The sequence below is a fragment of the Maribacter sp. Asnod2-G09 genome (assembly GCF_045063795.1).
Taxonomy (GTDB): Bacteria; Bacteroidota; Bacteroidia; order Flavobacteriales; family Flavobacteriaceae; genus Maribacter.
Window position 1 is genome coordinate 1153859 of sequence record NZ_JBEFOA010000004.1, and the last position, 25932, is coordinate 1179790.

22 protein-coding genes are annotated in these 25932 nt (G+C 35.4%); 4 read left to right on the plus strand and 18 right to left on the minus strand.

The genetic code is table 11. The features are described from left to right. Window positions 1-32: 32 nt before the first annotated feature. Window positions 33-2663: an MGH1-like glycoside hydrolase domain-containing protein gene (locus ACJJVT_RS11925; RefSeq protein WP_405398917.1), complete on the plus strand. Its 2631-nt coding sequence runs from the start codon at window positions 33-35 to the stop codon at window positions 2661-2663. A 2-nt stretch (window positions 2664-2665) separates the two neighbouring features. Here ACJJVT_RS11925 and nhaD read toward each other — a convergent pair whose 3' ends face one another. The 4 genes from nhaD to ACJJVT_RS11945 are packed head-to-tail and all read right to left on the minus strand — an operon-like array spanning window position 2666 to window position 7187. Beyond that, a complete protein-coding gene (nhaD, locus tag ACJJVT_RS11930; RefSeq protein WP_405398919.1) occupies window positions 2666-3970 on the minus strand; it encodes a sodium:proton antiporter NhaD in 1305 nt (434 codons plus the stop codon). A 9-nt stretch (window positions 3971-3979) separates the two neighbouring features. Next, on the minus strand, window positions 3980-5047 hold the full coding sequence (locus tag ACJJVT_RS11935; RefSeq protein ID WP_405398921.1) for a mandelate racemase/muconate lactonizing enzyme family protein: 1068 nt from the start codon (window positions 5045-5047) through the stop codon (window positions 3980-3982). After that, window positions 5044-6117 carry a DUF1611 domain-containing protein gene (locus tag ACJJVT_RS11940; RefSeq protein WP_405398923.1) on the minus strand — a complete coding sequence of 358 codons (1074 nt, stop codon included), beginning with the start codon at window positions 6115-6117 and terminating at the stop codon, window positions 5044-5046. The genes ACJJVT_RS11935 and ACJJVT_RS11940 overlap by 4 nt, the downstream gene beginning before the upstream one ends. Window positions 6118-6125: 8 nt before the next feature. Next, window positions 6126-7187 (minus strand): pyridoxal-phosphate dependent enzyme, encoded by a 1062-nt coding sequence (locus tag ACJJVT_RS11945; RefSeq protein WP_405398924.1) that lies wholly within the window; start codon window positions 7185-7187, stop codon window positions 6126-6128. A 266-nt stretch (window positions 7188-7453) separates the two neighbouring features. On the opposite strand from ACJJVT_RS11945, the gene ACJJVT_RS11950 reads away from it, so the two are divergent. Together ACJJVT_RS11950 and ACJJVT_RS11955 are read left to right on the plus strand one after the other, a co-directional pair. After that, window positions 7454-8359 carry a serine hydrolase gene (locus ACJJVT_RS11950; protein ID WP_405398926.1) on the plus strand — a complete coding sequence of 302 codons (906 nt, stop codon included), beginning with the start codon at window positions 7454-7456 and terminating at the stop codon, window positions 8357-8359. Window positions 8360-8387: 28 nt separating this feature from the next. Continuing rightward, window positions 8388-11207, plus strand: a complete 2820-nt coding sequence (locus ACJJVT_RS11955) for a hypothetical protein (protein WP_405398928.1) — start codon at window positions 8388-8390, stop codon at window positions 11205-11207. Between the two features lie 64 nt (window positions 11208-11271). Here the strand turns inward: ACJJVT_RS11955 and ACJJVT_RS11960 are convergent, their stop codons facing one another. The 3 genes from ACJJVT_RS11960 to ACJJVT_RS11970 all read right to left on the minus strand — a co-directional run bounded on the left by ACJJVT_RS11960 (window position 11272) and on the right by ACJJVT_RS11970 (window position 15541). Then, window positions 11272-13899: an MGH1-like glycoside hydrolase domain-containing protein gene (locus ACJJVT_RS11960; protein ID WP_405398929.1), complete on the minus strand. Its 2628-nt coding sequence runs from the start codon at window positions 13897-13899 to the stop codon at window positions 11272-11274. A gap of 322 nt (window positions 13900-14221) precedes the next feature. Beyond that, window positions 14222-14596: a VOC family protein gene (locus tag ACJJVT_RS11965; RefSeq protein ID WP_405398931.1), complete on the minus strand. Its 375-nt coding sequence runs from the start codon at window positions 14594-14596 to the stop codon at window positions 14222-14224. 36 nt (window positions 14597-14632) lie between these two features. Further along, complete coding sequence (locus ACJJVT_RS11970; protein ID WP_405398932.1) at window positions 14633-15541, minus strand: NAD(P)/FAD-dependent oxidoreductase; 909 nt, start codon at window positions 15539-15541, stop codon at window positions 14633-14635. A gap of 176 nt (window positions 15542-15717) precedes the next feature. Between ACJJVT_RS11970 and ACJJVT_RS11975 the strand changes: the two genes are divergently transcribed. Further along, complete coding sequence (locus ACJJVT_RS11975; protein WP_405398934.1) at window positions 15718-16092, plus strand: Fur family transcriptional regulator; 375 nt, start codon at window positions 15718-15720, stop codon at window positions 16090-16092. A gap of 23 nt (window positions 16093-16115) precedes the next feature. On the opposite strand, the gene ACJJVT_RS11980 is transcribed toward ACJJVT_RS11975, so the two are convergent. The 11 genes from ACJJVT_RS11980 to ACJJVT_RS12030 form a co-directional block, all read right to left on the minus strand. Then, on the minus strand, window positions 16116-16433 hold the full coding sequence (locus ACJJVT_RS11980) for a hypothetical protein (RefSeq protein ID WP_405398935.1): 318 nt from the start codon (window positions 16431-16433) through the stop codon (window positions 16116-16118). A gap of 1 nt (window position 16434) precedes the next feature. Further along, the gene (locus ACJJVT_RS11985) at window positions 16435-17709 is read right to left on the minus strand and encodes an APC family permease (RefSeq protein ID WP_405398968.1); all 1275 of its coding nucleotides are present in this window, start codon (window positions 17707-17709) and stop codon (window positions 16435-16437) included. Between the two features lie 36 nt (window positions 17710-17745). Then, entirely contained in the window at window positions 17746-18294 is a 549-nt protein-coding gene (locus ACJJVT_RS11990; protein WP_405398936.1) for a GNAT family N-acetyltransferase, read from the minus strand. Between the two features lie 59 nt (window positions 18295-18353). Beyond that, window positions 18354-20624, minus strand: coding sequence for an ATP-binding protein (locus ACJJVT_RS11995; RefSeq protein ID WP_405398937.1), 2271 nt, complete (start codon window positions 20622-20624; stop codon window positions 18354-18356). A 300-nt stretch (window positions 20625-20924) separates the two neighbouring features. Continuing rightward, a complete protein-coding gene (locus tag ACJJVT_RS12000; RefSeq protein ID WP_405398938.1) occupies window positions 20925-21455 on the minus strand; it encodes a DUF4303 domain-containing protein in 531 nt (176 codons plus the stop codon). Between the two features lie 40 nt (window positions 21456-21495). Beyond that, window positions 21496-21987 carry a phosphoribosylaminoimidazolesuccinocarboxamide synthase gene (locus ACJJVT_RS12005; RefSeq protein WP_405398939.1) on the minus strand — a complete coding sequence of 164 codons (492 nt, stop codon included), beginning with the start codon at window positions 21985-21987 and terminating at the stop codon, window positions 21496-21498. A gap of 28 nt (window positions 21988-22015) precedes the next feature. After that, window positions 22016-22666, minus strand: a complete 651-nt coding sequence (locus ACJJVT_RS12010; RefSeq protein ID WP_405398940.1) for a peroxiredoxin-like family protein — start codon at window positions 22664-22666, stop codon at window positions 22016-22018. Between the two features lie 153 nt (window positions 22667-22819). Beyond that, window positions 22820-23194 (minus strand): VOC family protein, encoded by a 375-nt coding sequence (locus ACJJVT_RS12015; protein ID WP_405398941.1) that lies wholly within the window; start codon window positions 23192-23194, stop codon window positions 22820-22822. Window positions 23195-23279: 85 nt separating this feature from the next. Continuing rightward, window positions 23280-24095: a DUF6597 domain-containing transcriptional factor gene (locus ACJJVT_RS12020; protein ID WP_405398943.1), complete on the minus strand. Its 816-nt coding sequence runs from the start codon at window positions 24093-24095 to the stop codon at window positions 23280-23282. A 79-nt stretch (window positions 24096-24174) separates the two neighbouring features. Continuing rightward, on the minus strand, window positions 24175-24759 hold the full coding sequence (locus tag ACJJVT_RS12025; protein WP_405398945.1) for a hypothetical protein: 585 nt from the start codon (window positions 24757-24759) through the stop codon (window positions 24175-24177). Between the two features lie 262 nt (window positions 24760-25021). Then, window positions 25022-25789, minus strand: a complete 768-nt coding sequence (locus ACJJVT_RS12030) for a DUF6090 family protein (RefSeq protein WP_405398946.1) — start codon at window positions 25787-25789, stop codon at window positions 25022-25024. Between the last annotated feature and the right edge of the window lie 143 nt (window positions 25790-25932).

A 25932-nucleotide genomic window follows, 5' to 3' on the forward strand; every position in this document is an offset into this window, starting at 1 on the left:
CTAAAAACCGGCAATTACTTTAATAAAACCAAATGAAAAACCCTGAAAAAAAACGGTTAGACCAACAACATACAGAAGAAAAAGACTGGTTAAAATGGGGACCCTATTTAAGTGAACGTCAATGGGGCACGGTACGTGAAGATTATAGTGCCGGTGGTGATGCCTGGAACTATCTACCACATGATCATGCCAGAAGTCGTGCTTTTCGTTGGGGAGAAGATGGTCTTGCAGGTATTAGTGATCGCTACTGCAATATGTGCTTTAGCATTGGTTTATGGAACGGAAAAGACCCTATTTTAAAAGAACGTCTTTTCGGATTAACAGGTCCGCAGGGTAATCATGGTGAAGATGTAAAAGAGTTGTATTACTATTTAGAGAATACGCCGTCGCACTCATACATGAAGTATTTGTATAAGTATTCTCAAAAAGCATACCCGTACAATCAATTAATTGACGAAAATCAAAAACGGAATCGGAAAGAGCTAGAATTCGAATTGTTGGATACCGGTATTTTCGATGACAACACCTATTTTGATGTAAGTACAGAATATGCAAAAGGTGATGAAACCGATATTCTTATTCAAATTACCATTACAAATAGAAACTCGAAACCAGCACCTATTACGCTATTACCGCAAATGGTGATGCGTAATCATTGGTCATTTAAAAAAATGCCCAAAAAACCGACCATCACTCAAAAAGGGACAAAAGCTAACCCATTTGTTCACATAGACCACCCTTATGTAGGTAAGTACAATCTTTATTTTCAAAAGGCAGCGCAGTTATTCTTTACAGAAAATGAAACCAATAGAGAAAAGGTTTATAAGGATAAGAATGATCATCCGTTTAAGAAAGATTTGTTCCATACAGCCGTATGTAATAATGATTTTGAGTTAGCAACAAAAAATAATTCAGGCACTAAATTTGCGCCCTTATATCAAGTCATTTTAGATGGTGGTGAATCAAAAACATTCCAACTTCGTTTAACCGAAGAAACACTTGACGCACCATTTTCAGACTTTGATTCCATATTCAAAAAGAGACAAAAAGAGTGTACTCTATTCTATGATGAAATAGCCCCTAAAGCAACCGAAGACCGAAAGGCTATATTAAAACAAGCTTTTGCAGGTTTACTATGGACGAAGCAATACTATAACTACGAAGTTGAAAAATGGCTAGATGGTGATTACAAAACCACTCCGCCGCCAAAAGAAAGATTAGAAGGTCGTAATAGCCATTGGAAAACATTGCGCAATCACGATATACTTTCTATGCCAGATGCTTGGGAATATCCTTGGTATGCTGCGTGGGATTCCGCTTTTCATTGTGCATCGTTCGCCTCAATTGACCCAGAGTTTGCGAAAGATCAGTTGCTATTGTTCACCAAAGAATGGTACATGTCGCCTAACGGACAAATACCTGCCTACGAATGGAATTTTAGTGATGTGAATCCGCCGGTACAGGCATGGGCAACTTTGCAAATTTACGGCACCGATAAATCGATTACCGGCGTACCAGATATCAAGTTCTTAAAACGAATGTTCAATAAACTTAATTTGAACTTCAACTGGTGGGTGAACCGTTTAGATAGAAATGACAATAATGTTTTTCAAGGCGGATTCTTAGGTTTGGATAATATTGGAGTCTTTGACCGTAGCCATGGTGTACCCGGTGGCGGTTCTTTAGACCAAGTAGATGGTACCGCATGGATGGCAATGTACAGTCTCAATATGTTAGAAATTAGTTTGCGTATCGCAGAACATGACGATTCGTATGAAGATATGGCGACGAAGTATTTCGGCCATTTCATATTCATAGCCGAAGCATTGAACAAAATGGACACCGATAAAGCCAATACATGGGACGATGTTGAAGGATTTTTCTATGATCGCTTAACGCTACCTGACGGACAATCGACCACTATAAAAGTTAGATCAATTGCCGGTATGCTATCATTGGCAGCTGTGCTTACAATCAAGAAAAGTGTACTAGATAAATTCCCAAAATTTAAGGCAAGTGTTCTTTGGTTTAAAAAGTACCGTGCAGAGAATTTAAAATATGAAGTGATTCAGCAGTATGAAGAAAATGGTGATTTACTTCTATCGCTAGTACCAAAAGACAGAATGCAAAAATTAGTTACTGCACTTTTAGATGAGAAAGAATTTTTGAGTGAATATGGCATTCGATCATTATCTAAAATACATGAGAAAGCGTATCAAATTCATATTGATGGCATAGATTACTCTATTGATTATGAACCTGCAGAATCTACCGTTTCGTTATTTGGAGGTAACTCTAACTGGCGCGGTCCTATTTGGATGCCAATGAACTATTTATTCATTCAGGCATTACGTGAATACCAATGGTATGATGGTAATGATTTCTTGTTTGAATACCCTACGGGAAGCACGAAACTGCTAAATCTAAAACAGGTTAGTGATGAATTAAGCAAGCGTCTTATAAAGATGTTCGAGAAAGATGCCAATGGCAACCGTGCGATTAACAAGAACTACGAGAAATATTACCAAGATCCTAATTTTGAGGATTTGATTTTATTCTACGAGTATTTTCACGGAGAAAACGGTCGTGGTTTAGGTGCAGCTCATCAAACAGGTTGGACGGCTTTAGTCGCCAACCTAATTGAACAGCTAGACGAAAAATAGTTCTAATTGACTATCATAAAAGTTAAGATACCGGCAACGTAGCCAATAAACGCCAGCAACGATATATTCTTTAAGTACCACATAAAATCAATTTTAAGGATACCCATTATGGCAACACCTGCTGCTGATCCAATGATAAGAATACTACCGCCTGTACCTGCGCAAAAAGCAAGTAGTTCCCAGAAATCAGAATCTGGCGGATAGGTTTCTAAACTATACATACCCATAGTACCTGCCACCAATGGCACGTTATCCACAATAGAAGACAAAACCCCTATGATGGAGTTAACCGCGTAGATACTATCAAAATTAGAATCTAACAAACGAGACATATCGGCTAAATGTCCGGCGGACTGTAGTGCCCCAACAGCAACCAATATCCCTAAAAAGAATAAAATACTAGGTGTGTCTATTCTTCTTAATACATTAGAAATTGCTAAAGTTTTCTTTTCTTCGATAGTCTTGTTTCTATGTAAAATTTCGGTGGTTATCCATACTACACTTAATCCTAATAATACCCCCATAAATGGTGGTAAGTGGGTAATAGTTTTAAATATTGGTACGAATAATAACGCACCAATACCTATAGAAAATACTAGATTTTTATCAAAATTACTCACCTCAAATCCGTGAGAGTACACATCATCAATTTCTGTAGATTTAGCGATATCACCTTTAAACCGAAATGACATAATTGTCAACGGCACTAATAAGCATACTAAACTCGGCAAGAATATTTCTTTAATAATATGCATAGCAGTTACCTGACCACCGATCCAGAGCATAATAGTGGTGACGTCGCCAATAGGTGACCAAGCACCACCTGCGTTGGCGGCAATAATTAAGAGGCCCGCAAACATCCACAAATCTCTCTTTTCATGTATGAGCTTACGAAGTAAGGCAGACATTACAATTGCCGTTGTAAGGTTATCTAATACAGCAGACAGAAAGAAGGTCAATAGACACAATATCCACAATAATTTTACACGATTAGTGGTCGTGATCCTATCTGTAATTACAGAAAACCCTTCATGGGCATCGATAATTTCGACAATAGTCATAGCGCCTAATAGAAAAAATAAAATTTCTGCAATTTCGCCTAAATTCTCTCGTAGACTTTCGGTTACAAAATGTATAGATTCATCACCTGGCATATCGACTATGAACACATCTCGACCCAGAATATAAATAACCCAACACAAGGTACCCGTTAGCAAAGCCGTGGCGGCCTTATCAATTTTGACGGTGTGTTCTAATGCAATAAAAAAATATCCAACAACAAAAACAGCAAGTAGCGTTAAATACATGGCAAATAATTAAAAGTTAGCATCAGAAAAACCTAATCCGTGTTTTTCGGTCGGATATAAGATTCCCTTTTCCAATTTAAAAATGGAATGGTAAGGATCATCAATAATATCTAAATGTCCGTCTAGATCAGCATACACAATGTTAGGTCTAGATAGGGCAAAATGCAATCCGGCAGCAATACCTAGTCCGCATTCATCTATACAACCAACCATAGCATCTAATTTAGCTGCTTTGGCAACGGAATTGATATGCATACCTACCCAAATACCACCTACTTTCTGCAACTTAATATTCACCATATCTACACGCTCGTTTTGCGCTAGACGAAATGCATCGGTCAATGTTTTTAAACTTTCATCTGCCATTACGGGTATACTTACCTGATCGGTAACCTCGCCCAATCGCTCTTCTGCTTCTACTTTTGTAGGTTGTTCAAAAATCTCTATTCCGATAGCTGCCGTAGCCTTTACAAAAGCAACAGATTCTTTCACAGAATACCCTTGATTACCATCGAAACGCAATTCAATATTCGGGTACTTTTCATGAATCATTCTCATTTTGGCAATATCTTCTTCGAGATTAGAACCGCCTTTTATTTTTAAGATGGTAAAACCTTGCTTTATAAATTCACTTGTATAAGCCAAAGTCTCTTCAATACCCATAATACCAATAGTAATACTGGTAGCAATGCTATTACGATATCCGCCTAAAAACTTATACAAAGGCACCTCAGCCTTTTTTGACATGATATCGAACAAAGCCAAATCTACCATTGCAAGAGCCGATGACCTTTTACCCAATAACTCCTTCAGTTCTAATAACAACAATGCATACGTAAATGGATCTTTACCCAATAAATACGGAACAATGATATTATTAATAGCATAGGTAACATCACTTGGCGATTCATTAGTAACCACAGGGTCAGGTGCTGCGCAACCATAACCCACAATTTTAGTTTCGGTTTCAACCTTTAAAATAAAATTACTGGTACGGTCGATTGTTTCGTAAGCAATAGTATAAGGGTCAGACAATTTAAGGTCTAAACGCTCAAAAGAAATATGGGTTATTTTCATTTTAATTTTGTCATTAAAAGTGCAATTAAATCTTCTGCACCATACTCTAAAACATCAAAGGCAGGTAATTTAGTTTCTAAGGTGATTGCCTTACAAACATCAAGAATTTCTTCTTTCTTCATATCCTCGTGATTTACGGTAATCGCAATAACTTCTTTACCAGAAATCACCTGAATAGCATTTATCTGCTCTTCCAACGAGTGCATTTTATAACCTGGGAATCCGTCATACTCCAATCTTTTTGGTGCGTGTTGCAGAATTACATAATCTGGTCTACCGGCTGCAAGAATTTCAAATCCGCCAGGGTATGCAGGATTCATTAAACTCCCCTGCCCTTCAATAACAATAACATCTGGATCTTCATTTTTATAGGCACTGACGACCGCATGTTCGATTTCACCTGAAACGAAGTCATTGATACAGCTATCCATCACCATACTATACTTAGCACCTTGCATCCATCCTGTTTGTCCGGTTCCGATCATTTCTGCTTTTTTACCTGCATTACGAAATGCGTGAACCAATATCCACGCCGTAGTACGTTTCCCTAAGGCGGAATCCGTTCCTAAAACCGCTAATTTTAAGCAGTCAACTTTTTCAATATCACCCGTAAAAAAATGTAATTGATCACGATCTGGTGTTTTTCTAATATCTCTAATGGCTACACTCTTCTCTTTTGCCAAAGCTACAAGCTCAGGGTCATTAGTTAAGAAATCATGTAAACCACTATCTACGTTCCAACCTTGTTGCAAAGCAGCTTTAATGGTCGCTTTGGCAACTTGTGGCAATCTACCACCATCTGGTGCAAGACCGATAACCAAATAACTTGGCAAATTATTACTTGCCGTAAGTGCAACAATGGCAGCTTCTAAATCTTTAAAAACAGGTATTCCATTCGGTCTACCATCTAAAACATCGCCGGCATCTCTGCCTGCATATTTTTCATCTAAAACACCCACAACTTCATAACGCTCGGTAAAGCGAACCAAACCATGTGCTGTTTTACCATTCGGAGTATTAAATGCTCCCTCACAATATACTAGTGCCTTACCGTCTATAACTTTTTTCATCTATTTATTTAATTTTTTGCAGTGAGCACTGCCACAAAACGGTCAGGCTCAAAATTCATTTTTTCGTCTAATTCTAAGAGTCCGATCAAACCCGCTGTCGATGCCGGTAGAATTCGAAATCCTTCTTTCTTATATAAAAGAGAAGTCATCTCTTTCAGTTTTTTATCGCTGATATTAAAAGCTTCTCCCTCAGATTCTTTCAATGCATATAATGCCTCTTCCCCATCGAAACTATGCCAGTTAATTAATGGTTCATTATATTTTGTTTCTTTAATTGCAGCGGGATTCAAATCTTTGCAATGATCTAAATTTTGTAAAAACGACTCCACAATCGGGTTCTTATGCGATGAAGATGCCGCAATCATTTTAGGTATACGAGAAGTCTTTCCTCTTTTATACAGATTTACGAATCCCCTATAAATTCCTGCGAACAAGGTTCCATTAGAAACAGGTACCGCACAATATTTTGGTGCATCGCCTAAATCTTCAAATATTTCTTGAGCAATTTGCGCATAGGCAGATATTTGTAGCGGAGTGTTGGCACCACCAGGGTTGGCATCATACCAACCATGTTCTGCCGCTAATCGAGAACTCTCGGTGACCACATCTTCGTAACTACCAGGTATACGAATAATCTCTGCCCCCAAGTTTTCCATCTCAATAACACGATCCGTATGGTAACTTTCTGGAATGTAAATTTTACAGGCAATACCCGCTAGATCAGATGCCAGCGCCATTGCCACACCATAATTACCACAAGTAGCCAAACTTACCACAGTAAACTCACGACGCAGCGCATCGTATAATTGTGCAAAAGCAATACGGTCTTTTTGGGTTCCGGTGGGGTTGTCACCTTCATATTTAAGATATAGTTGACGAACATTGAACTCACGCTCTAATGTCTTGGCACGGTGTAAGCCCGTATCGCCAACTTCTAAACTTATAATATCTTCAAAGCACTCTAAACGGTCTACTAAAGATTTGCTTGTATCTTTAACCATATCGCTAAGTTTACGTGCCTCTATAGACACTTTATTCTCAGCCGTTTTAACGCCATCTTTAAGATTCATAAGTTTGCATATATTCCATTTTTAAGATACAGTTATTTAATTGAATGTCAATATAAATTTTTAACCCATTTGCTCTTTAAAAAAAGGGACGCATAGGTACTATATAATCTGAAAATATTTAGAATTTTAACACAGCATTTTACAGTATATGGGGCTGCACAGTGATTTTACGGCAGTTTTAAAATTTTATAGAAATACAAAAATTAACATTTAACAAATCAGTGCATAACCTAATTTTGACTACATTTTAAAATACACATAAATCAATGAAAGCTACCCGAATCGTTTTTCTTTTTTCTTTCCTATTTTGTATAGCCACAAATGCACAAAACGAGCTACCGCTACAAATAGATAATTCGAAGATCAAACCCTTGCAAAAATTACTTGATAGTTCTTTGCAGACTAACTTAAGAGATGAATTGGCATCACACCCAGAATGGAATGATCTTATTACTCAAAAGAAAATGTCAGTAGGCTTGGTTGATTTAAGCGATCCAGAAAATGTACGTTTTGCACGTGTAAACGGTAATCATATGATGTATGCGGCTAGTTTACCTAAAATAGCTATTCTTCTCGCTGCTATGGATGCTATTGAGAAAGGCGAATTAAAAGAAACTGCAGAGGTTAAAAAAGATATGCGCCTAATGATCAGTAAATCTGATAATTCTGCTGCTACTAGAATGATAGATCGCGTTGGTTACGAAAAGCTTGAATCGGTTATGACCGATCCTAAATATGCTTTTTACGACGAGCAAAAAGGTGGTGGACTCTGGGTTGGTAAACGTTACGGAAGTGGCGGAGAAACAAACCGCGAACCTTTAAAAAATTTGAGTCACGCTGCATCGGTAACGCAAGTATGTAGGTATTACTATTTATTGGCGAACGGTAAGCTCGTGAACCAAAAACGTTCGAAGCAGATGCTAGATATTCTTGAAGATCCAGAGCTGCACCATAAATTTGTAAATACCTTAGATAAAATTGCACCGAATGCCAGATTGTTTAGAAAATCGGGTTCTTGGCGCACCTACCATTCCGACTCCATCTTGGTTTGGGGAAAAGATAGTAATAGGAGATACATTCTAGTTGCCTTGATCGATGATGCCAATGGCGAACAAATTATAAGAGATTTAGTGAAACCAATTGAAAAGGTGCTAAAAAAGCCTGTACTTTAGGTCTTGGAATACATATTTCCATTTCTTGATGGTAGAAAGACTTATTAAAAAAATATTCGATGTACGTGAAGGCGAGTTCAAAGTTTCTCTTTGGATGCTCGCCTACATTTTTTTGGTTATCGCCGTTCTGCTTATTATCAAGCCTACGGTCAATGCTCTTTTTCTATCAGAATTAGGCATTGAACAATTGCCTTTTGCTTTTTTGTTAGTTGCTATAACTGCTGTAGCTACCTCTTATTTCTATTCAAAAGCTGTTTCAAAATTCCCGCTTAAAAAGGTAATTGAGGTTACCATTATTAGTTCTATTGTCATTTTAATAGGTTTAGGCATACTGCTCTCGCTAGATGTGGTCAGTGGCGTGTTGCTCTATTTCTTTTATATATGGGTAGCAATTTATGCGGTACTATCTGCATCGCAATTTTGGGTCTTGGCAAACTTGGTCTTCAATATCAGAGAAGCAAAACGACTGTTCGGTTTTATTGGGTCGGGTGCCATAATTGGCGGAATTTTTGGCGGATACCTTACCTCTATTCTTGCCCCACTAATTGGCAATGAAAACTTAATGTTCGTTGCTGCCCTATTGCTATTCTTTTGCATTCCGCTATTAAGAAGAATCTGGAATATTAGAGTTCGTAAAAACGGTAGCGTCAAAAAACATAAGACGGTAACGAACATTTCTGAACCACCATTAAAACTCATATTAAAATCTAAGCACCTTACTTATATAGCGAGCATCGTCGCGGTGAGCGTGGTCGTTGCCAAATTGGTAGATTACTTATTCAGTGATTTTGCCTCATCTGCCATAACCGATGCCGATGAGCTTACTGCATTTTTTGCATTTTGGTTTTCTACCTTCAACCTATTATCGCTGGTGATACAGCTATTTTTTACCCATAGAATTGTGGGTATTTGGGGCGTTGGATTTTCATTGCTTCTATTACCCATTGGTATTTTCGGCGGAAGCATTTTGTTTTTGATGTTACCTGAACTTTCTGCCGTAGTCGTTATTAAGGCGATGGATGGAATACTAAAACAATCGATACACAAAAGTGCTTCAGAATTACTGACCTTACCACTGCCGTTTGACTTAAAAAATAGGACAAAATCGTTTATCGACGTCGTTGTAGATAGTTTGGCCACAGGTGTTGCCGGATGCCTTTTAATATTCGTAGTGCGTGGTCTAGACTTACCTTCATTCTATATTGGCGTGCTAATTATCGTATTAGTTTGTCTTTGGCTGTACTTCATTTACAAAGTAAGAATAGAGTATTACAAGACCTTTAGAACCAATTTAGAGGTGTTGACAGATAGTGGCAAGAAGACTAAAAAAATCTCGCACTCAAAAGTATCTATAGTAGCTGGCATGCGTACGGTATTTAAAAAAGGTACCGAAGAGCAAATACTATTTATGCTAGATAAATTGATGGAGATTAATGACAAACGTTTTGCAGAAGACGTTGAGCTATTGTTAGATCACCCGAGTAATAAAGTAAAATTATCGGCCATTCAAAATTTGTACTTTTTAAACTCTAAAAGTATGACCGCCGAGGTTTCTGAACTATTGAAGATCGATGATCGAGAATTAACTATTGCGACATTAGCTTATGTTTTAAGTTTTGCGCACAAAGACAAATCGTTCGTGTTCGATACCTATTTAGAACATTCAAATGAACGAATTGCCATGGCTGCATTATACTGCTTGGCTAGAGCTGCAAAAAACAACTATTCTTTAAAACAACGCTACTCGCTATTAGATTGCATTTCAGCAGCGCTTAAAAATATTGAAACGAATGAGAAGGGTTTATCATATGTAGAAGCCGTCATAGAAATACTAGGTGTGGCGAATATCCCCATTTTCAACACCAAGCTTATTGCCTTTCTAAATCATGATAATGAAGATATCGTACTAACAACGATTAAGGCTATCGGTACCGCTACAGACCCTAGCATGGCACAACAAATAATTCCGTTTTTAGCACAGAAGAATTATAGACCAACCGTAATGGAAGCTTTTAAAATCTATGGCCAGCAGGTTCTTCCGCTGCTACGTAGTACTATTCAAGATCGTCTACAACCATTACCTGTACTTCGGTTTATACCTGCTGCCATGCAATCTTTTCATTCAAAAGAAGCTGTACATCATTTATTAGCCATTTTAACCGATAATGACCTTACTGTTCGTTTAGAAACTATTCGTGCTTTGAGTGCCATACGAGCTACGCACCCGCAGTTAAAGTTTAATCGTTACAAAGTGGTCTCGGTAATTTTTGATGAATGCAAACTGCATCATCAGACCTTATCGTCAATGCATACCCAGATTATTGTATCGTACCGAAATAGAAACAAATCGAAGAAAGAAATTGGCGATGCGGAACGAGATGCTAGAACTAGCCTTTTAGAATTATTGGAACGTCGTTTAGATTCTGGATTAGAGCGTATTTTCAAACTATTAGGTTTACGCTATCAGCAAAATGATGTTGCCATTGCGTATGAGGGCTTAATAAGTCAGAAGCAGGAAGCCCAACACAATGCCATCGAATTCTTAGACAATCTTTTAACGGGAGAATTAAAACGTAAACTGTTACCGATTATTGAAGAATCTGCATTAGATATTTCATCGGAAGAAGAACTTCAAAAAATTAAACACAAAATACCGACAGAATTAGAATGCTTTAAACTGCTATTACAGGGCAACGACCTTAAGATTAAGCTAGCAGTATTATACCTAATAACGCAACAAAAAGAACCGCGCTATTTAAGTATTGTCGAAAGTCACCTTAATGATGAAGATCCTAAAGTTAGGAGTTTTGCTTTAGAAGCACATGAGGCTATTACATCAGTAATGTAGTATGTAAAAACAAAAAGCGAGATGTGAAAACACCTCGCTTTATTAAATTTTATAAAAGACAGCGTTAGCTATTCTCCTCTAATTCCATCACCAGATTTGCAACCAAGGCTGTCCAACCCGTTTGGTGAGATGCTCCTAAACCTTTACCAGAATCACCATCAAAAAACTCATAGAAAAAATGTTCCTTTTTAAAATGCTCATTTTTTGTAAATACTTTATTGGCATCTTCTGAGTGGTACACGAACTTACCATCTTCATTAGGTTCGAACAACTTAATTAATCGTTTAGAAATCTCATTTGCAATTTCATTCAGGTTCATTTTTTTACCAGACCCTGTAGGAAATTCATATACATATTCTTTGCCATAATACGAGTAGTATTTACGAAGCGATTGTACAATCATATAATTTAATGGCAACCAAATAGGTCCGCGCCAGTTAGAGTTACCACCGAACATATTTGAACGACTCTCGCCAGATTCATACGAAATTTGATGATGCCCATTATGCTTAAACACATACGGATGCTCTTCATGATATTTAGAAAGTGAGCGAATACCGTAATCAGACAAAAACTCTTTCTCATCTAACAAACGTACCAACAGTTTCTCTAACCTGAATCCACGCATAATGGAGAATAGGTAATTACCGTCTGAATTAAATTCTTCGATATTAGAAATCAAAGAAGCCAAATCTGGTCTTGTACGTACAATTTCAGCAGCTCGAATTTTGAAATTCTTTAGTTCATCGAATAAGTCTTTGTGAATGATTTCAACCGCGAACATTGGTATGATACCTACCAAGGATCTTACTTTTAATCGGTCTGTATTTCCGTTCGACATTTCTACCACATCGTAATAGAAGTTATCCTCATCATCCCAAAGTGAAATATCTTTTTGCCCGATATGGTGCATTGCCCAAGCTATATTCAAGAAGTGTCTAAAGAATTTAGCTACACTATCTTCATAGTTTGGGTTAATGGTTGCCATCTCTAATGACATACGTAGCATGTTCAAGGTAAACATCGCCATCCAACTGGTAGCATCTGCTTGTTGCATACGCGTAATACCCTCTGGCATGTGGTTACGATCAAATACTCCGATATTATCCAAGCCCAAGAATCCGCCTTCAAAAAGGTTGGTTCCGCTTTTATCTTTTTGGTTGACCCACCAGGTAAAATTGACTAGCAACTTTTGATATGCCTTTTCTAGAAAATTAAAATCTCCCTTGCCATTTCGTTTTTTATCTTTCTCATAAACCGTCCACACTGCCCATGAATGTACAGGCGGGTTTACATCACTAAAATTCCATTCGTATGCCGGTATTTGTCCGTTAGGGTGCATGTAACTTTCCTTCAGCACCAAAAGCAACTGTTCTTTGGCAAAATAAGGATCTATTTCTACGAAAGAAGCCATGTGAAAAGCAAGATCCCAAGCGGCATACCATGGGTATTCCCATTTATCGGGCATTGAAATTACGTGACGATTCGTCAAATGTTCCCATTGCGCATTTCTAGAATCATTTCTATAAGGTTTCGATTCTCCAGGACCACCAAATAGCCATTTATAGACATCGTAGTAATAGAACTGCTTCGTCCAAAGTAAACCTGAGAAGGCTTTTTTAGCAATCTCTTGTTGTTGAACCGGAAGTTCTTTTTTCAAGATATTACCATAAAACTCCTCACACTCTTGAATTCTCTTTTCAAAAATAGCATCGTAATTACCCCAAGGGTCTGCGAGTTTCTTTTTGCTAAGGCGAACCTTTATTGTTTTTTCTTCTCCAGATTTTAAGCGGAGTTTATGCCACACGGCAAATTTAGATCCTTTTTTATCTGGGTTTACGGTTGGTTGCCCATCGATTACATGGTCATTAATACCATCTTTTACATATTCAACCTCATTAGGCACACCGTAAATACGTTGGTTATTTGTTTCATTCTCACAGAAAAGTTGCTCACCTTTTTCGTGATAAAAATAGTAACGACCATTACGCGTGCTACGCGATTGTACCGAATTATCTGAGGTCGATTTCATCTCAGGTCGTTCGAACCTATTATTATGTTTCCAGAAATTACGGAACCATAAATGTGGAAGCACATGAATATTCGCGGCTCTCGGACCTCTATTTATAACCGTCACCTTCATTAAAATATCACCGACATCTTCTTTGGCATATTCAATAAAACAGTCGAAATAGGTATTATTATCAAATGCTTTGGTATCTAAAATTTCAAATTCAGATTCCTCACGATTTCTACTTTTATTCTTTCTTACTAGTTCTGCGTACGGAAATTTTTTATGCGGATACTTATATAAATATTTGGCATACGAGTGCGTAGGTGTAGAAACCTGATGAAAATAAAGTTCTTTTACATCTTCGCCATGATTACCTTCATCATTGGTTAAACCAAAAAGGCGTTCTTTTAAAATGGCATCTTTTCCGTTCCAGAAAGCTGGTGCTAGACATAGAATTTCTCTAGAATCGCAAAATCCGCCAATACCTTCTTCTCCCCATCTATAGGCATTACTACGTGCTTTGTCATGACCAACAAAACTCCATGCATGCCCTTCTGGACTATAATCTTCCCTTACTGTACCCCATTGGCGCTCTGCCAAATAAGGACCCCATCTTTTCCAGTTTTTATAATTATCCTCAACGGCTAATCTTTGTTCCTCAGCATTCTTATGGACCATAAAATCTTTTTCAATTATAACTATCTTCTTTCAAACTCAACTGCGCAAAGGGCAAATAAAGAGTTTGGCAAATTTAATGTCCTACGACAGACAAAACGTTAAAAATACTATTTGTTATAGTATAAGATTGATTAACGCATTCAACAAGTGAATAGTATTACTTAATCGCAACTATTCAACCAATTACATTGTTAACTTGTTAAAGTTAATACTGTTAAACTGTTAACATCACAATTAATAATGCGGAAGAATATAGGCATTTTATAACATATTGTTATAAATGAAATCGATTGACTTTAGAAAATAAAGAAAAGTGGTGAAATTAAATTCGCCAAGGCGGATTCAGTCTATTCTCACCACCATAAAATAATATAAGTTGATTACCATCTAGGTCTTTTAACCGAGCCTCTCTCCACAACCACCTTTGATCTGTTGGTTCTTGATCAAATTGTATTCCGTTATTTTTAAGATGCACGACCTTCTCATCAAGGTCTTCACATTCAAAATAAACATATACACCATCTCCTTCAGGTAATTTAGCGACTAGGTGAATAGAAAAAGTTGAGTTCCCGTCAGGACATTCAAATCTCGCATAGTTAGGAAGCGATTTTACAATCAATTTTAATCCTAATTTTTCATAGAATGCTATTGATTTCTCAACATTTAAAGAAGGAACAGTTATTTGGTTTAGATTCATACAAGCAATATAAAATTATCACTTAAAACATAAAAACTAAAACTGCTCTTTAACCAATTCCATATTAATTATTGCACCTACCATAGTACCCGATGCTACGGAGTTTGCTAATGAACGCATCTTTATACTATTATCGCCACAAGCGAATACACCTTCAATTGTAGTTTTGTACATGCCATCAACCTGAATGTAACCTTCTTCATTTAATTCGCAACCTAATGCATCAGGTATATCGCTATGCTGAATAAAAGGCAAGGCAGCGTAGAGCGCGTCGTACTTTTCTTTACTTCCGTCTTCAAAAACGATGTTGTTTACATACCCGTTCTCATGTTCAACCTCAGTAATTTTCTTCTCTACAACATCGATATTATTATCTTTTAATTTGCTCAATTGTTCTGAAGAAAAAGAAGCTAGCTCATTGGTCAGCATACGAATATCTTTGGTAAGATTGTTTACCATAGGTGCTAAATGATAGGCGCGCTCACCGTTTGCGATAATACCTGTCTTTTTATTTCTAATCTCATACCCATGACAATATGGGCAATGAACAACAGAAATACCCCAACATTCAGCAAAACCCTTTATGTTGGGCATGATGTCTTTAATGCCGGTAGCAAATACTACTTTTTTAGCGGTATACGTTGCTCCAGTTAATGTGCTAACAGAAAAGCCGTTTTCATTCTTTGAACCGCCAACTGCTTTGTCATCTATGAAGCTTACAGTCTCATATGCTAAAACTTGAGACTTTGCTATCGCACTAATCTCGCTGGGGGTTTTACCATCTTGTGTTAGAAAATTATGTGAGTGTGGCGTTTGCCTATTACAAGGCTTACCGCTATCAATTACCAATACTTTTCTTAACGACCTACCTAAAGACATCGCTGCTGCTAAACCAGCGTAACTACCACCTACTATGATTACATCAAAATTATTTGTTGCCTGCATATTCTTTTAATAAAATAGATTTAAATGAATTATTCCATTAGTTCTGACGACTAAAACGCTACATGATTTTGATTTCACCTAACTCATTATCGCAACTCAATCGCATTAATAATTATCGGCAAATATATAAATAATTTGTATTATTGCAACTCAATTGCAATAAAAGGTGTTTTTACATGAAAAGAAGAAATACAGCAACAAAAAATGCCGTGCTTTCTGTTATAGAATCTTCTGGCAAAGCCATGAGTCAAACTGCCATTGAAGAGAAAATAGGTGTTGCTATAAACAGGGCAACTATTTACCGTGTTTTGAATCGTTATTGCGAAGACGGAATTTTACATAGAATTACGGCAGACAATGGTAGGCAATATTTCGCCATATGCGTAAAGTGCGATGAAACTGAAGAATCTCCACATCATTTTCATTTTAGATGCGAGAAATGTGATACTATAGAATGCTTGCCTATACCTGTTAATTTCGCTCTGCCCAAAGATTATCAACTAACACAAGTAAACTGTGTGCTTTCTGGGATTTGTAAAGATTGCACTTAATATTATCTCATTAAGAAGTAGTATTACCCACCTTGTCCGTTCTCTAGGTTGATAGAAAAATAGTAATCAACCACAGTATAGAGTATCAATGCTAATAATTGAAGAATCAATAGGTAACCCGCTTTTTTCTTGACGAAAAATAGGGTTGAAAAAACGATTAAAAATAAGAGATTAATAGTCATAAAAATCGGGAAGATGACCTCTTTATAAAACCGATCAAATTCTGTCAAATGACCATCTGGGAAACCTACCATAGCATTTGTATAATACAATAGACCAACTACAATCAAACTTATAACAATACCAATACCAGCAAATTTACGCTCCCTTATTATTTGCATACTACACTACTTTAGTTTCTGTCTTTTTATAAACTAGTTCAAGAATAAAACAAAAAACAATAATACCCAATGCGGTTAACACCCCTACTTTATTCTCAGAAAACTGCTGAATAATTAATGTCGAAAAAGCCAATAAACAAAGTACACTCGCCAGTAAATGAACATAACTTCTAGATTCTAGTTCTTTGTGCCTTTTGTAACCAATATAATTAACGATACAAAAAATCAACAAAAAGCCTGCACTACCAGCTGTTGATATACTTTTCAGATTAAACAGATTTACCAATGCAATTGACAGCAATGCCGTTATTAAAAACCCTACAGGTTTACCCCAGAACATATGGCAAAAATACTTCGGCAACTCGTCGTCTTCTGCGATGTCATAATTAACCCTGCCACTACCTAATACAGTAGCATTAATTGCTGAAAAAGTAGAAATCAAAGCCGTAACGGTCATTACGGTAAAACCAATTTGCCCTAAAGTTGGCTCTGCAGCTTTTGCCAACACATAATCTTGGGCATCTGCTATTTGATCAAATGGCAAGGCACCAACGGTTACAATAGCAATTAGAATATACAATATGATTACAAAGCCAACAGCACCAAAATAAGCCTTGGCCGTATTCTTCTCTCTATCTTTTAAATCAGCTACGGAATTTGCAATTAATTCGAAACCCTCATATGCAACAAAAATGACCATACCACCAGAAAGTATGAGCATGGGGCTTTCCCAATTTTCGGGTGACAATTGTTGTAAATTTTCTGGATGAGCAGATAAGCCATAATAGCCTACGCCAATAAATGCGACTAGAATACATAGTTTTATAATCACTGCCATAGACTCAATCTCACTAACCAGCTTAACACTTAAATAATTAATGAGTAATGCAATTAGCAATATGGATGTTTGAAATATACGTGTATCGATTTCTTTTGAACCTGAAAGCGATAGTAATTCGGTCGCATACGATCCAAATGCCGATGCGTATAGCGCAAGCATAACAATGTAACTGATCCATAAAAGATTATTGATACCGCCAGCGAAAATTCCGTTTCCAAAATGTTGATGCACAAACTTAACCGTACCGCCATTTTCTGGATATTTCTTTGAAAGTTTAGCATACGAATAAGCGGTTAGCAATGCTATAATACCGGCCCAAAGAAATGCTATTGGTGTTGCACCTTTTGCCAAAGCAACTGCCAGCCCAAGAACGGCAAAAATTCCACCACCGACCATACCGCCTATACCTATAGAGATAGCATCTTTAAGTCCGATTTTCTTATCCTTTTCCCTGTACTTTAGTTCATAATATTAATTACGCACATCAGTTTCTAGAATGGCGTACTCAAAACTATCTGACCATCCGGATTGCAAGGGGAGAATTTTTCTCTTTCTTCCTTCTTTCATCATTCCTACTTTTTCCATCACTTTTGCAGAACCTATGTTGTCTACAGCACAACCTGCTCCTATTCGATGTAGTTTAAGTACATCAAATCCGTAGTTCAATACCGCTTTTAAAGATTCTGTCGCATAGCCTTTGTTCCAATAATCGAGATGTAATTTATACCAGACCTCAGCTCTGTTATATTTTTTGGGACCTAATCGTAGTCCGAATAAACCTATAAATTCATCATTCGTTTTATGCTGAATAGCAAAGGTATAATTTCTGATTTCGGCAGCGTTATTATCCTCTATCCAAGGAGTTATTACCTTATGGGTTTCTTCTAAATTTTCAGGAATACCAAGAGTATTAAACTCGTCTGTTTCTGGTATGGAATGTAAGCGATGAATAACTTCTACATCTGCCACGCCAATTAGCCTTAATTCTAATCGATCTGTTTGTATTTTGAGTTTGTTCATGGCTGATGTGATACGTATTGAAACTATAAATATAACTTCAAATATAGGTGTTGAAGATTTTAATTAACAGGTAAATAAATGACAAAAGTAGAACCTTTGTCTTTCTTGCCAATAGCATGAATATAACCATTATGTTTTTCAACTATCTTTTTACAAATGGAGAGTCCGATACCTGTACCAGAATATTCGGTTTTGGAATGTAGCCTTTGAAACACCTCAAATATATTACTAGCAAATTCGGGTTCAAAGCCAATACCATTATCTGCAAATGAGATTTTATAATAGTATTCTGTAGTCTTACTAAAGTTTTCTACAATTTCTGAATTTCGTACCTTTTTAGAGCTAATGACTATTTTGGGAGCTACATCTTTTTTGCTATACTTTATAGAATTACTGATAAGGTTCGTACAAAGTTGTTCTATTTTAAAAGGTATACCCAGAATAACAGGCAAATTCTCGTAAGAAATAGAAGTACCGGTATCTTTAATGAGTTGCGATAATTCATCTTCAATTTTCCCTATAATTTCACCCAAAGAAATATTTTCGAATTTTGAATTAACCTTATCTATTCTTGAATAGGAAAGTAAATTCTGTATCAATTCTCGCATTCTAAACGTACCATCTTTAATCTTTCCAAAATAATTTTGAATACTGGCAGGCATGTTCTTTTCACCATCGTCTTCTATTCGAGAAATAAACATTTGAATTTTGCGTAAAGGCTCTTGCAAATCATGACTAGCTACTCTATTAAAAGATTCTAGCTCTTCATTACTAAGCTTCAATTTCTCATAACTATCGATAAGAGCCCTGTCTTTTTCTACACGGCTAGTAATATCTTGCACAATACCTACAGATACCGGTCTATTATCTATTTCAACATATTTTCCTTTTAAATCTAAATGCCTTACCCCTTTGGTCTTGGTAAAAACACGGTATGCAAAAATTGTAGAAGCCCCTTTTTCTATCTCATTTGTGCTTAAAGATTCAAAAATGGCAACATCTTCTGGGTGTACAAATTCTTTATAAGCGTTAAAAGTTACCTCAAAGCTTTTTGGCGCTACTCCTAAAATCCTGTAAAAATTATCAGAGACAGTAGCACTACCATCATCTAAATACCAAATAAAGCTACCTACACCCGCTACATTTTCAGCCTCCTTAAAAATGGTATTCTGAAGGCTAAGATCCTCGTTCAATTTCTGAAGGTTTTTTTCCGCCTCTTTAACCTTTGTAGTGTCCCATGCGGTATTGGTTATACCGTTGGCAGATTTAACAATGGTATTGTAGATGTATTTTTTTTGTCCTTCAAAAGTATATACACTCTCATGCTCTTGGGTATTGCCGGTAATATAACACTCCTTCATTAATTCAAAGAGACCGTTCTCAAGAACCATAGGATACATCTCTAAAAGCGAGCCACCAATAATATCATTTTGTTCTGATCCCGTTACTTTTTCAATGGCGTTAGAGGTGTACCTAAATTGAAAATCGATTATATTTTTATCTGTATCCAAAACAGGCTCAAAATGACTGATAACATTGTTAGAACTTTTATATACACCTTTTAAAAACTCTTCTGTCTCCTGTAATTTCTTATTCTGAAGATAGACCTGGCTATTTACTTCTTGTATTTCACCTTTCTGTTTGTAAATACTTATAAAGCCAATTAAAAAAATACCCAATGCCGTTAGGGCTACCAACAAAGATGACATGGGCGTTAAGAAAGATTGCGAAGTATATTCCTCTTTTCGTGCAACCATTAAGTAGTTCTCTTCTGCCAGCATCCTATCTTTTATAACCTGAGCTTCCGTTACTATTCTAGATATACGTTCCTTACTTTGAAACGATAAATCAGTAAAATTAATCACCACACTGTCTTTTACAAAAAGGCTGTCATCTTCAACAGAGCTATTTACAACAATAGTAGAATCTATTTCATTCTTAATTCTATCATGCAGCAATTGTAAAGCCTTTACGCGTTCTTGCTGTGCCACATTATCTTGGGTAAGTGTTTTTAACCTATCTAACGACTGCCCCATTTCAGTAATCACTATAGATGAAAGATCAGTCTCTTGTTGCTCAAAAAGTTTTTTAAGCTGAATTGCCTCTAACTCTAAAAATTTAGAAGAAAGCTCTACAATAGTACGCTGTACCTCAAGTGTGTGAGAAACTAAATCACCCGTTTTATGAAGCCTGTTAACTTGCTTGTAACCTACACTAACAGTGTACAATAGCAAGGCTATTGCCAAAACAAGTAAAATAATATAGGTTTTTACCGAACCGATTAGGGCTTTTAATTTCATCATGATCTCACTAGAAAAAAGACTTTTCATTTATAGTAACAAGTTAAAAGGGGGTATTACCGATCATTAAGATTTCAAGCAATGAATATACCTTATTTTAAGATGATGATATTGAAAAATGTATACAAATATGAAGTTGGCTTTTTTAGTTATAAAGTCCGAATAAAATTGTTGGATAAAACACGATTAGCATATGTATCATTGAGAATCAAAATAAAATAATCAAATTTTCTTTTTCTACATTAAAAAATAAACCCCATCTCGTACGATAACGATATGGGGTTTAAAATAAATTTAAAAATCCGACTAGTTTTGTAACAACATCATTCGCTAATCACTCAAGTACTTTTCAAAGCGTTTGCTCTCGCTAGCTGAATTTAGGCGCTTCATCCATTGTAATAAATTCTCTTTAGACTCAGAAGTATCAGAAATACTGAACATCAACAAAATATCTCTACCTAGTTCTTTTTGAAAGAATTTTTCTAATCGAAGTTTTTCTAAAACTTGAGTACAAGTTTCAAATAAAGAATTTCTAAAAGATTCAAAATCTAATTCATCATTATTAATTGCTTCGCAAAGCGTTTTACATATCGCATTGAACTCATTATTTGCCCCACCGGATGCAAACCACTCTGCAGGCTCAAACTCATATGTTTCTTTATACTCGGCATCTTCTGACTGCATCTTTTCTAGATGCTCATTAGTATTTATATAGGGCACTACTGTCATTGCACCATCATCACTAACCAATGAAAAAGCACAAATATCTGTACCATATTTCTCAACGTTTTCTTTGAAAGCTAATTTTGTAGCAATTTCAATTTCGCTTTTTAAATCCTCAAAATTTATAGTAGTACCCATACTTGTATTAGTTCTGCGAACAAAGAATTTAGCTCACTTATTAATCCAGTAATTTTTCTTCTCTCATTATTTTTAATGCCTTCTCAGTCTCTTGCAATCCATTATCCCATGATCCTGGCAGCATAATCAATCGCTTCTTCATTTTTTGATTTTCATCTTCAAAAACTAAGATAAATCTCGCGCGTGTTAGTCCAAATATTGCTTTTTTAAATTTGACACTTTTAATCTTATTCCTTTCAATACTTGGTATTGCTGAATTATTTAAGCTATTTAGTATTCCATAAACTAAATAGAGACCAAATAATCCGAATAACACAGTACTAAAAGTTTCTCCTCTTTGAAAACCGTCATACGCTGAATAAAATAGAAATGCAGAAATACCCCCATAAACTAACAATACTCGGGTTATGCTTTTGCCAACTACCACTTTTGAAATGTTTCCAATTACACCATCTCTAGTTAGTATAATTCTATCGGTTAAAATATGGCAAAAACCCGTTTTAGTTTTAAATCTCTTTTCTTCGCCGTTCACTGTTTTAATTATAAGTAGAAATTACTTTTTAAGACAAATTTTTCAAAGCCTGAATAATCTCTTCAGGTTCTGAACGCGTTCTGTAATCGACATTTACATAGCTCCATTTTACAACGCCATCCTTTCCTAAAATAAATGTTGCTGGTATTGGCAAGACACTTCCATTCCCATTATTAATGGATTCCAAATCTAAATTACGATCTACGCGCATGTGATCTAATAAAAACTCCGGCACCTCCCAAGCAACCCCATATTCAGAAGCTACTTTAGCATTTTGATCGGACAAAACGATAAAATCCATCTTACTGATTTCACTTTTTGTCAATGACCCGTCTGGTACTTGCGGACTTATAGCAACCAACGTAGCACCTAATGCATGTATTTCACTTAATCTTGCTTGTAAAGCTCTCAGTTGCAAGTTGCAATACGGACACCAATCGCCACGATAAAATGTCACCACAACAGCACCTTTCTCAAGTAAATCTTCTAGTGAAATTAATTCATTCTCAGCGTTTGGAAGCTTGAAAATTGGAGCTTTTTGCCCAACCTTTACTGCTTTTGCTCCTTTTTCAAAAGCTTTTGCTTCCTCAATCACCTCATCAACGCCTTTCATGAATTCAGGTTTAGCCAATCTGCCAGAAGCAATTTTAGCATCGGTTTGTTCTTTTAAGCTTTTCATTATTTCAATTTCTTTAGTATAGCTCGTAAAGTTATTAAGAGTAAAAGTGAGGAAAGAATATTTCTCATCAATTTAACACTGTTACGAAAACTTGATAGTCTTGTTTTTCTACTAAGTTGATTACAGGAAGATTTGAGAATTTAAATACATAATTTAATTTCTTGAATGAAGCCCTATAGTATTTCCGTCCCTATCCAATAAAATAGAGATAAAGCCAAATTCTCCAATAGACATTTTTGACCTTATAACTTTTCCACCAGCCTTTTCAACCAAGTTTTCTTCAGTTGTACAATCTTCAGATTCAAAGTATACAATTGTGTTATTGCCATTAGACGCAAAATCTTCCTTTTCTACTAAGGCACCAGTAATATTCAATCCTTTTGGATCAAAGGGGAAACCAGCTTGTTTCCCAAATTCAATAGGAAAATCAACAAGTTTAATACTAAAAACAGTTTCATAGAACTCTTTTGCTTTGTTTAAGTTTGATACATTGATGTCGAACCAGTTTACAGGATTTACGCTTTTCATAATATTTGCTATATAATTTTATTGCTTTATCGCAATGCAAATATGGTATGAGTATAAACTTTAAAATTGTAAAAATGGGACAAAGCTAATCTTCTCTATCAAAAACCAGAGACATTTTTAAATCGTCACCGTAGAATTCTTTTGGAGTCAGTCCTGTAAATTCTTTAAAATCTTTTATAAAATGTGCTTGATCAAAGTATTCATTCTCATAAGCCAAATCTGTAAGGCTAGAAACTTCTTTTGTAAGCAGTGTTTTTAGTGTATTCTGAATTCTTACAGTTTTTATAAGCTGTTTTGGGCTTAGCCCTATCGTTGAAGAAAATTTTCGTGTTAATTGTCTACGATTAATATTATTTTGCACTGATAGTTCATTCACAGAAAATTGTCCGTTAGCTTCAATAATAGTATCTATCGTTGATTTTACTATAGTGTCAATTACATTTTTATCGGTTAATCTTTCAAGTAAAAAAGTTTCAATTAATGCTATCCTCTCTGAGGTAGTATTAGCATTTAAAATTTGATTTCTAATTTTCACTCCTTCCCTTCCAAATAACTCCTGTATGGGTACCGCTGTATTTTGAATATCTTTTATTGAAATACTAGAAAAAGGTAAAAAACCGTTAGGCTGAAATCTAACTACAAATGAACCCGTAATACCCAACGGTTCTACAACGTATGGTTTTGTCAATTGCCCAATTAAAAAACATTTTGGAAGAATTATACTTTCTTTATTATCTGGATGATGCTTATACGTATCTCCATAATGAAAGATGAGTTTCATTGTACCATCTGGAACAATGGTATTTTTTAAAGGGGTGTTTTCAAAATCACTTTCTAAATTCCAATAGCATTTAACCCACTCTTTCAAATTCTCTTGTGGTTCAAATATTTGGTGATTCATTTAATGATTTTGTTTTGTTCTAATGTTGATTGGGTATGATGTGCATTGCATGTTAAACTCTTCGTATTAACTTGCGATGCTAAAATTGTATAGGTATGTTCAGCCAGTCTAATTTATCATTTTTTGGATTTGTGTAATTGAGATGAATAAAACCTTTTAAACTGTCAAGAATTTCTTCATTATACATACGTAGATTTAATTCTGTATTTGGTACGTTAAAAACATTTTTATTTTTTATAGTTTGAGAAAAGACAGAATCTATAAATATATTTTTCCTAATCCTCCCATCTAAAGTAGCATTATAAGCCATATATAATTTATAAGTCTCGCTGCTTTTACTACTTATCATTCTTTTTTTTGCAGGCTCATATACAAGCTCATTATTCACATAATCATACAGTTTAGGTCCAACCATGCTGTATATATTCCCTCCAGATTGACTATAAGCCATTTTGGTAAATTCAACTGCTTGAAAATTATCGTTATTGATTTCCAATGTTATAGGGAGCATCAGTAATACTCGGGTACTATCACTATAATTATTAATGATCAGAATCTTTAGCGGATCATCTTGTATTTTATAATTAGTTGATAATTTGTCATCTTGATAAACACATGATGCACAAAATAGAAGTAATAATAAATAGCCCAAATTTCTTCTCATACCTATATTCTACATAAATTGAATTAATAACCAATAAAGATTAAAAGCGTATTTCACTTTTGATAATAACGTAAATCGTTCTGAAGTATTTCGAAAATCTTATCACCCTTATAAAATTATCAATATTTTAAAGCCTAGGCATGGCTTATTCGTTTAAAAAATGCCCAAAGAATCTGATTTTAGATTCTTTGAGCATTGAATAGTAGTGTCTCAGGTTAGAGAAGAATTTAATTGGTTATCTCAGTTCTTTGTTGTGCTTTCTTTATTTTTCGAGCTCATGCTCAATTTCTTTTATAATCGTCTCAATTTCAGTCTTTACACGTCCAAATAACTTTGGCCCATTCGTTACTTTAGCCGATAGATAATAAGCTAAAAGATAATTTTCAAATTCAGCTGATTCGAATAATTGTTTGTTATCTATCTTTTCGGAAATTGACTTGAATTCAAAATCCATAAATCCTATATCCATCACAAGTGTTCGTGTACTTCCTTTTTTATAAAAAATAGTACGTAAATTTTCTTCTGTGAAATCCATTGCATTTAACTGAATGTTTAAATAATCTAATGAACTATTAAAAGAGGCTATGTTTTGTCTTAAATTTTTATTTAAAAGGATATTGAGCTTACCTGAACTAATGATGTCTTCTAAAACTCCTGTTGCAGGTATATAGCTAATGGAACTACCGAAAATAGGGGCGAATTTTTGAGAAATTCTCTGACTACTGACTGTGTCAAGCACATTTTTATCAAATAAATTCAATAGATATTCAAGTGACTCTATACGTTGCTCATTTTCTTTAATTGAGGCATTTATTATATTCAAGTTATTTTTAAATTCTGTTTGTATGGATAATAAATACTCTTTCTCTAGATTTCTTTGTTCGTTATAATTATTGTTATTATTAATCTGTAAAGCTATTAATATACCAATAACAACAAGTATTATTTCTCCAACAGCATAAAGCAGATATTTACTGAATTTATTTTTAGCCAACATTTTTTGTCTGATTTTTCTAAAGAATTTTATCATTGATGTGGTTGGTTTTAATGTTCGTTAATATACATGGTTTACAAAAGTTATAGATTAGAGTTTACACTAAATTAGTTTCTAACCTCACTGATTGTTCTTTTTTTCTAAATACATGTTCATCAAAGTAACCTAAAAATACATTT

Excerpts from the sequence above, each read along its gene's own strand:
- ACJJVT_RS11935 (WP_405398921.1), bottom strand. The coding sequence starts at position 5,047 with ATGAAAATAACCCATATTTCTTTTGAGCGTTTAGACCTTAAATTGTCT.
- ACJJVT_RS12020 (WP_405398943.1), bottom strand. The coding sequence starts at position 24,095 with ATGAATCACCAAATATTTGAACCACAAGAGAATTTGAAAGAGTGGGTT.
- ACJJVT_RS11940 (WP_405398923.1), bottom strand. The coding sequence starts at position 6,117 with ATGAAAAAAGTTATAGACGGTAAGGCACTAGTATATTGTGAGGGAGCA.
- ACJJVT_RS11960 (WP_405398929.1), bottom strand. The coding sequence starts at position 13,899 with ATGGTCCATAAGAATGCTGAGGAACAAAGATTAGCCGTTGAGGATAAT.
- nhaD (WP_405398919.1), bottom strand. The coding sequence starts at position 3,970 with ATGTATTTAACGCTACTTGCTGTTTTTGTTGTTGGATATTTTTTTATT.
- ACJJVT_RS11975 (WP_405398934.1), top strand. The coding sequence starts at position 15,718 with ATGAAAAGAAGAAATACAGCAACAAAAAATGCCGTGCTTTCTGTTATA.
- ACJJVT_RS11980 (WP_405398935.1), bottom strand. The coding sequence starts at position 16,433 with ATGCAAATAATAAGGGAGCGTAAATTTGCTGGTATTGGTATTGTTATA.
- ACJJVT_RS11965 (WP_405398931.1), bottom strand. The coding sequence starts at position 14,596 with ATGAATCTAAACCAAATAACTGTTCCTTCTTTAAATGTTGAGAAATCA.
- ACJJVT_RS11995 (WP_405398937.1), bottom strand. The coding sequence starts at position 20,624 with ATGAAAAGTCTTTTTTCTAGTGAGATCATGATGAAATTAAAAGCCCTA.
- ACJJVT_RS11955 (WP_405398928.1), top strand. The coding sequence starts at position 8,388 with ATGGTAGAAAGACTTATTAAAAAAATATTCGATGTACGTGAAGGCGAG.
- ACJJVT_RS12000 (WP_405398938.1), bottom strand. The coding sequence starts at position 21,455 with ATGGGTACTACTATAAATTTTGAGGATTTAAAAAGCGAAATTGAAATT.
- ACJJVT_RS12030 (WP_405398946.1), bottom strand. The coding sequence starts at position 25,789 with ATGATAAAATTCTTTAGAAAAATCAGACAAAAAATGTTGGCTAAAAAT.
- ACJJVT_RS11950 (WP_405398926.1), top strand. The coding sequence starts at position 7,454 with ATGAAAGCTACCCGAATCGTTTTTCTTTTTTCTTTCCTATTTTGTATA.
- ACJJVT_RS11945 (WP_405398924.1), bottom strand. The coding sequence starts at position 7,187 with ATGAATCTTAAAGATGGCGTTAAAACGGCTGAGAATAAAGTGTCTATA.
- ACJJVT_RS12025 (WP_405398945.1), bottom strand. The coding sequence starts at position 24,759 with ATGAGAAGAAATTTGGGCTATTTATTATTACTTCTATTTTGTGCATCA.
- ACJJVT_RS11990 (WP_405398936.1), bottom strand. The coding sequence starts at position 18,294 with ATGAACAAACTCAAAATACAAACAGATCGATTAGAATTAAGGCTAATT.
- ACJJVT_RS12015 (WP_405398941.1), bottom strand. The coding sequence starts at position 23,194 with ATGAAAAGCGTAAATCCTGTAAACTGGTTCGACATCAATGTATCAAAC.
- ACJJVT_RS11970 (WP_405398932.1), bottom strand. The coding sequence starts at position 15,541 with ATGCAGGCAACAAATAATTTTGATGTAATCATAGTAGGTGGTAGTTAC.
- ACJJVT_RS12010 (WP_405398940.1), bottom strand. The coding sequence starts at position 22,666 with ATGAAAAGCTTAAAAGAACAAACCGATGCTAAAATTGCTTCTGGCAGA.
- ACJJVT_RS11925 (WP_405398917.1), top strand. The coding sequence starts at position 33 with ATGAAAAACCCTGAAAAAAAACGGTTAGACCAACAACATACAGAAGAA.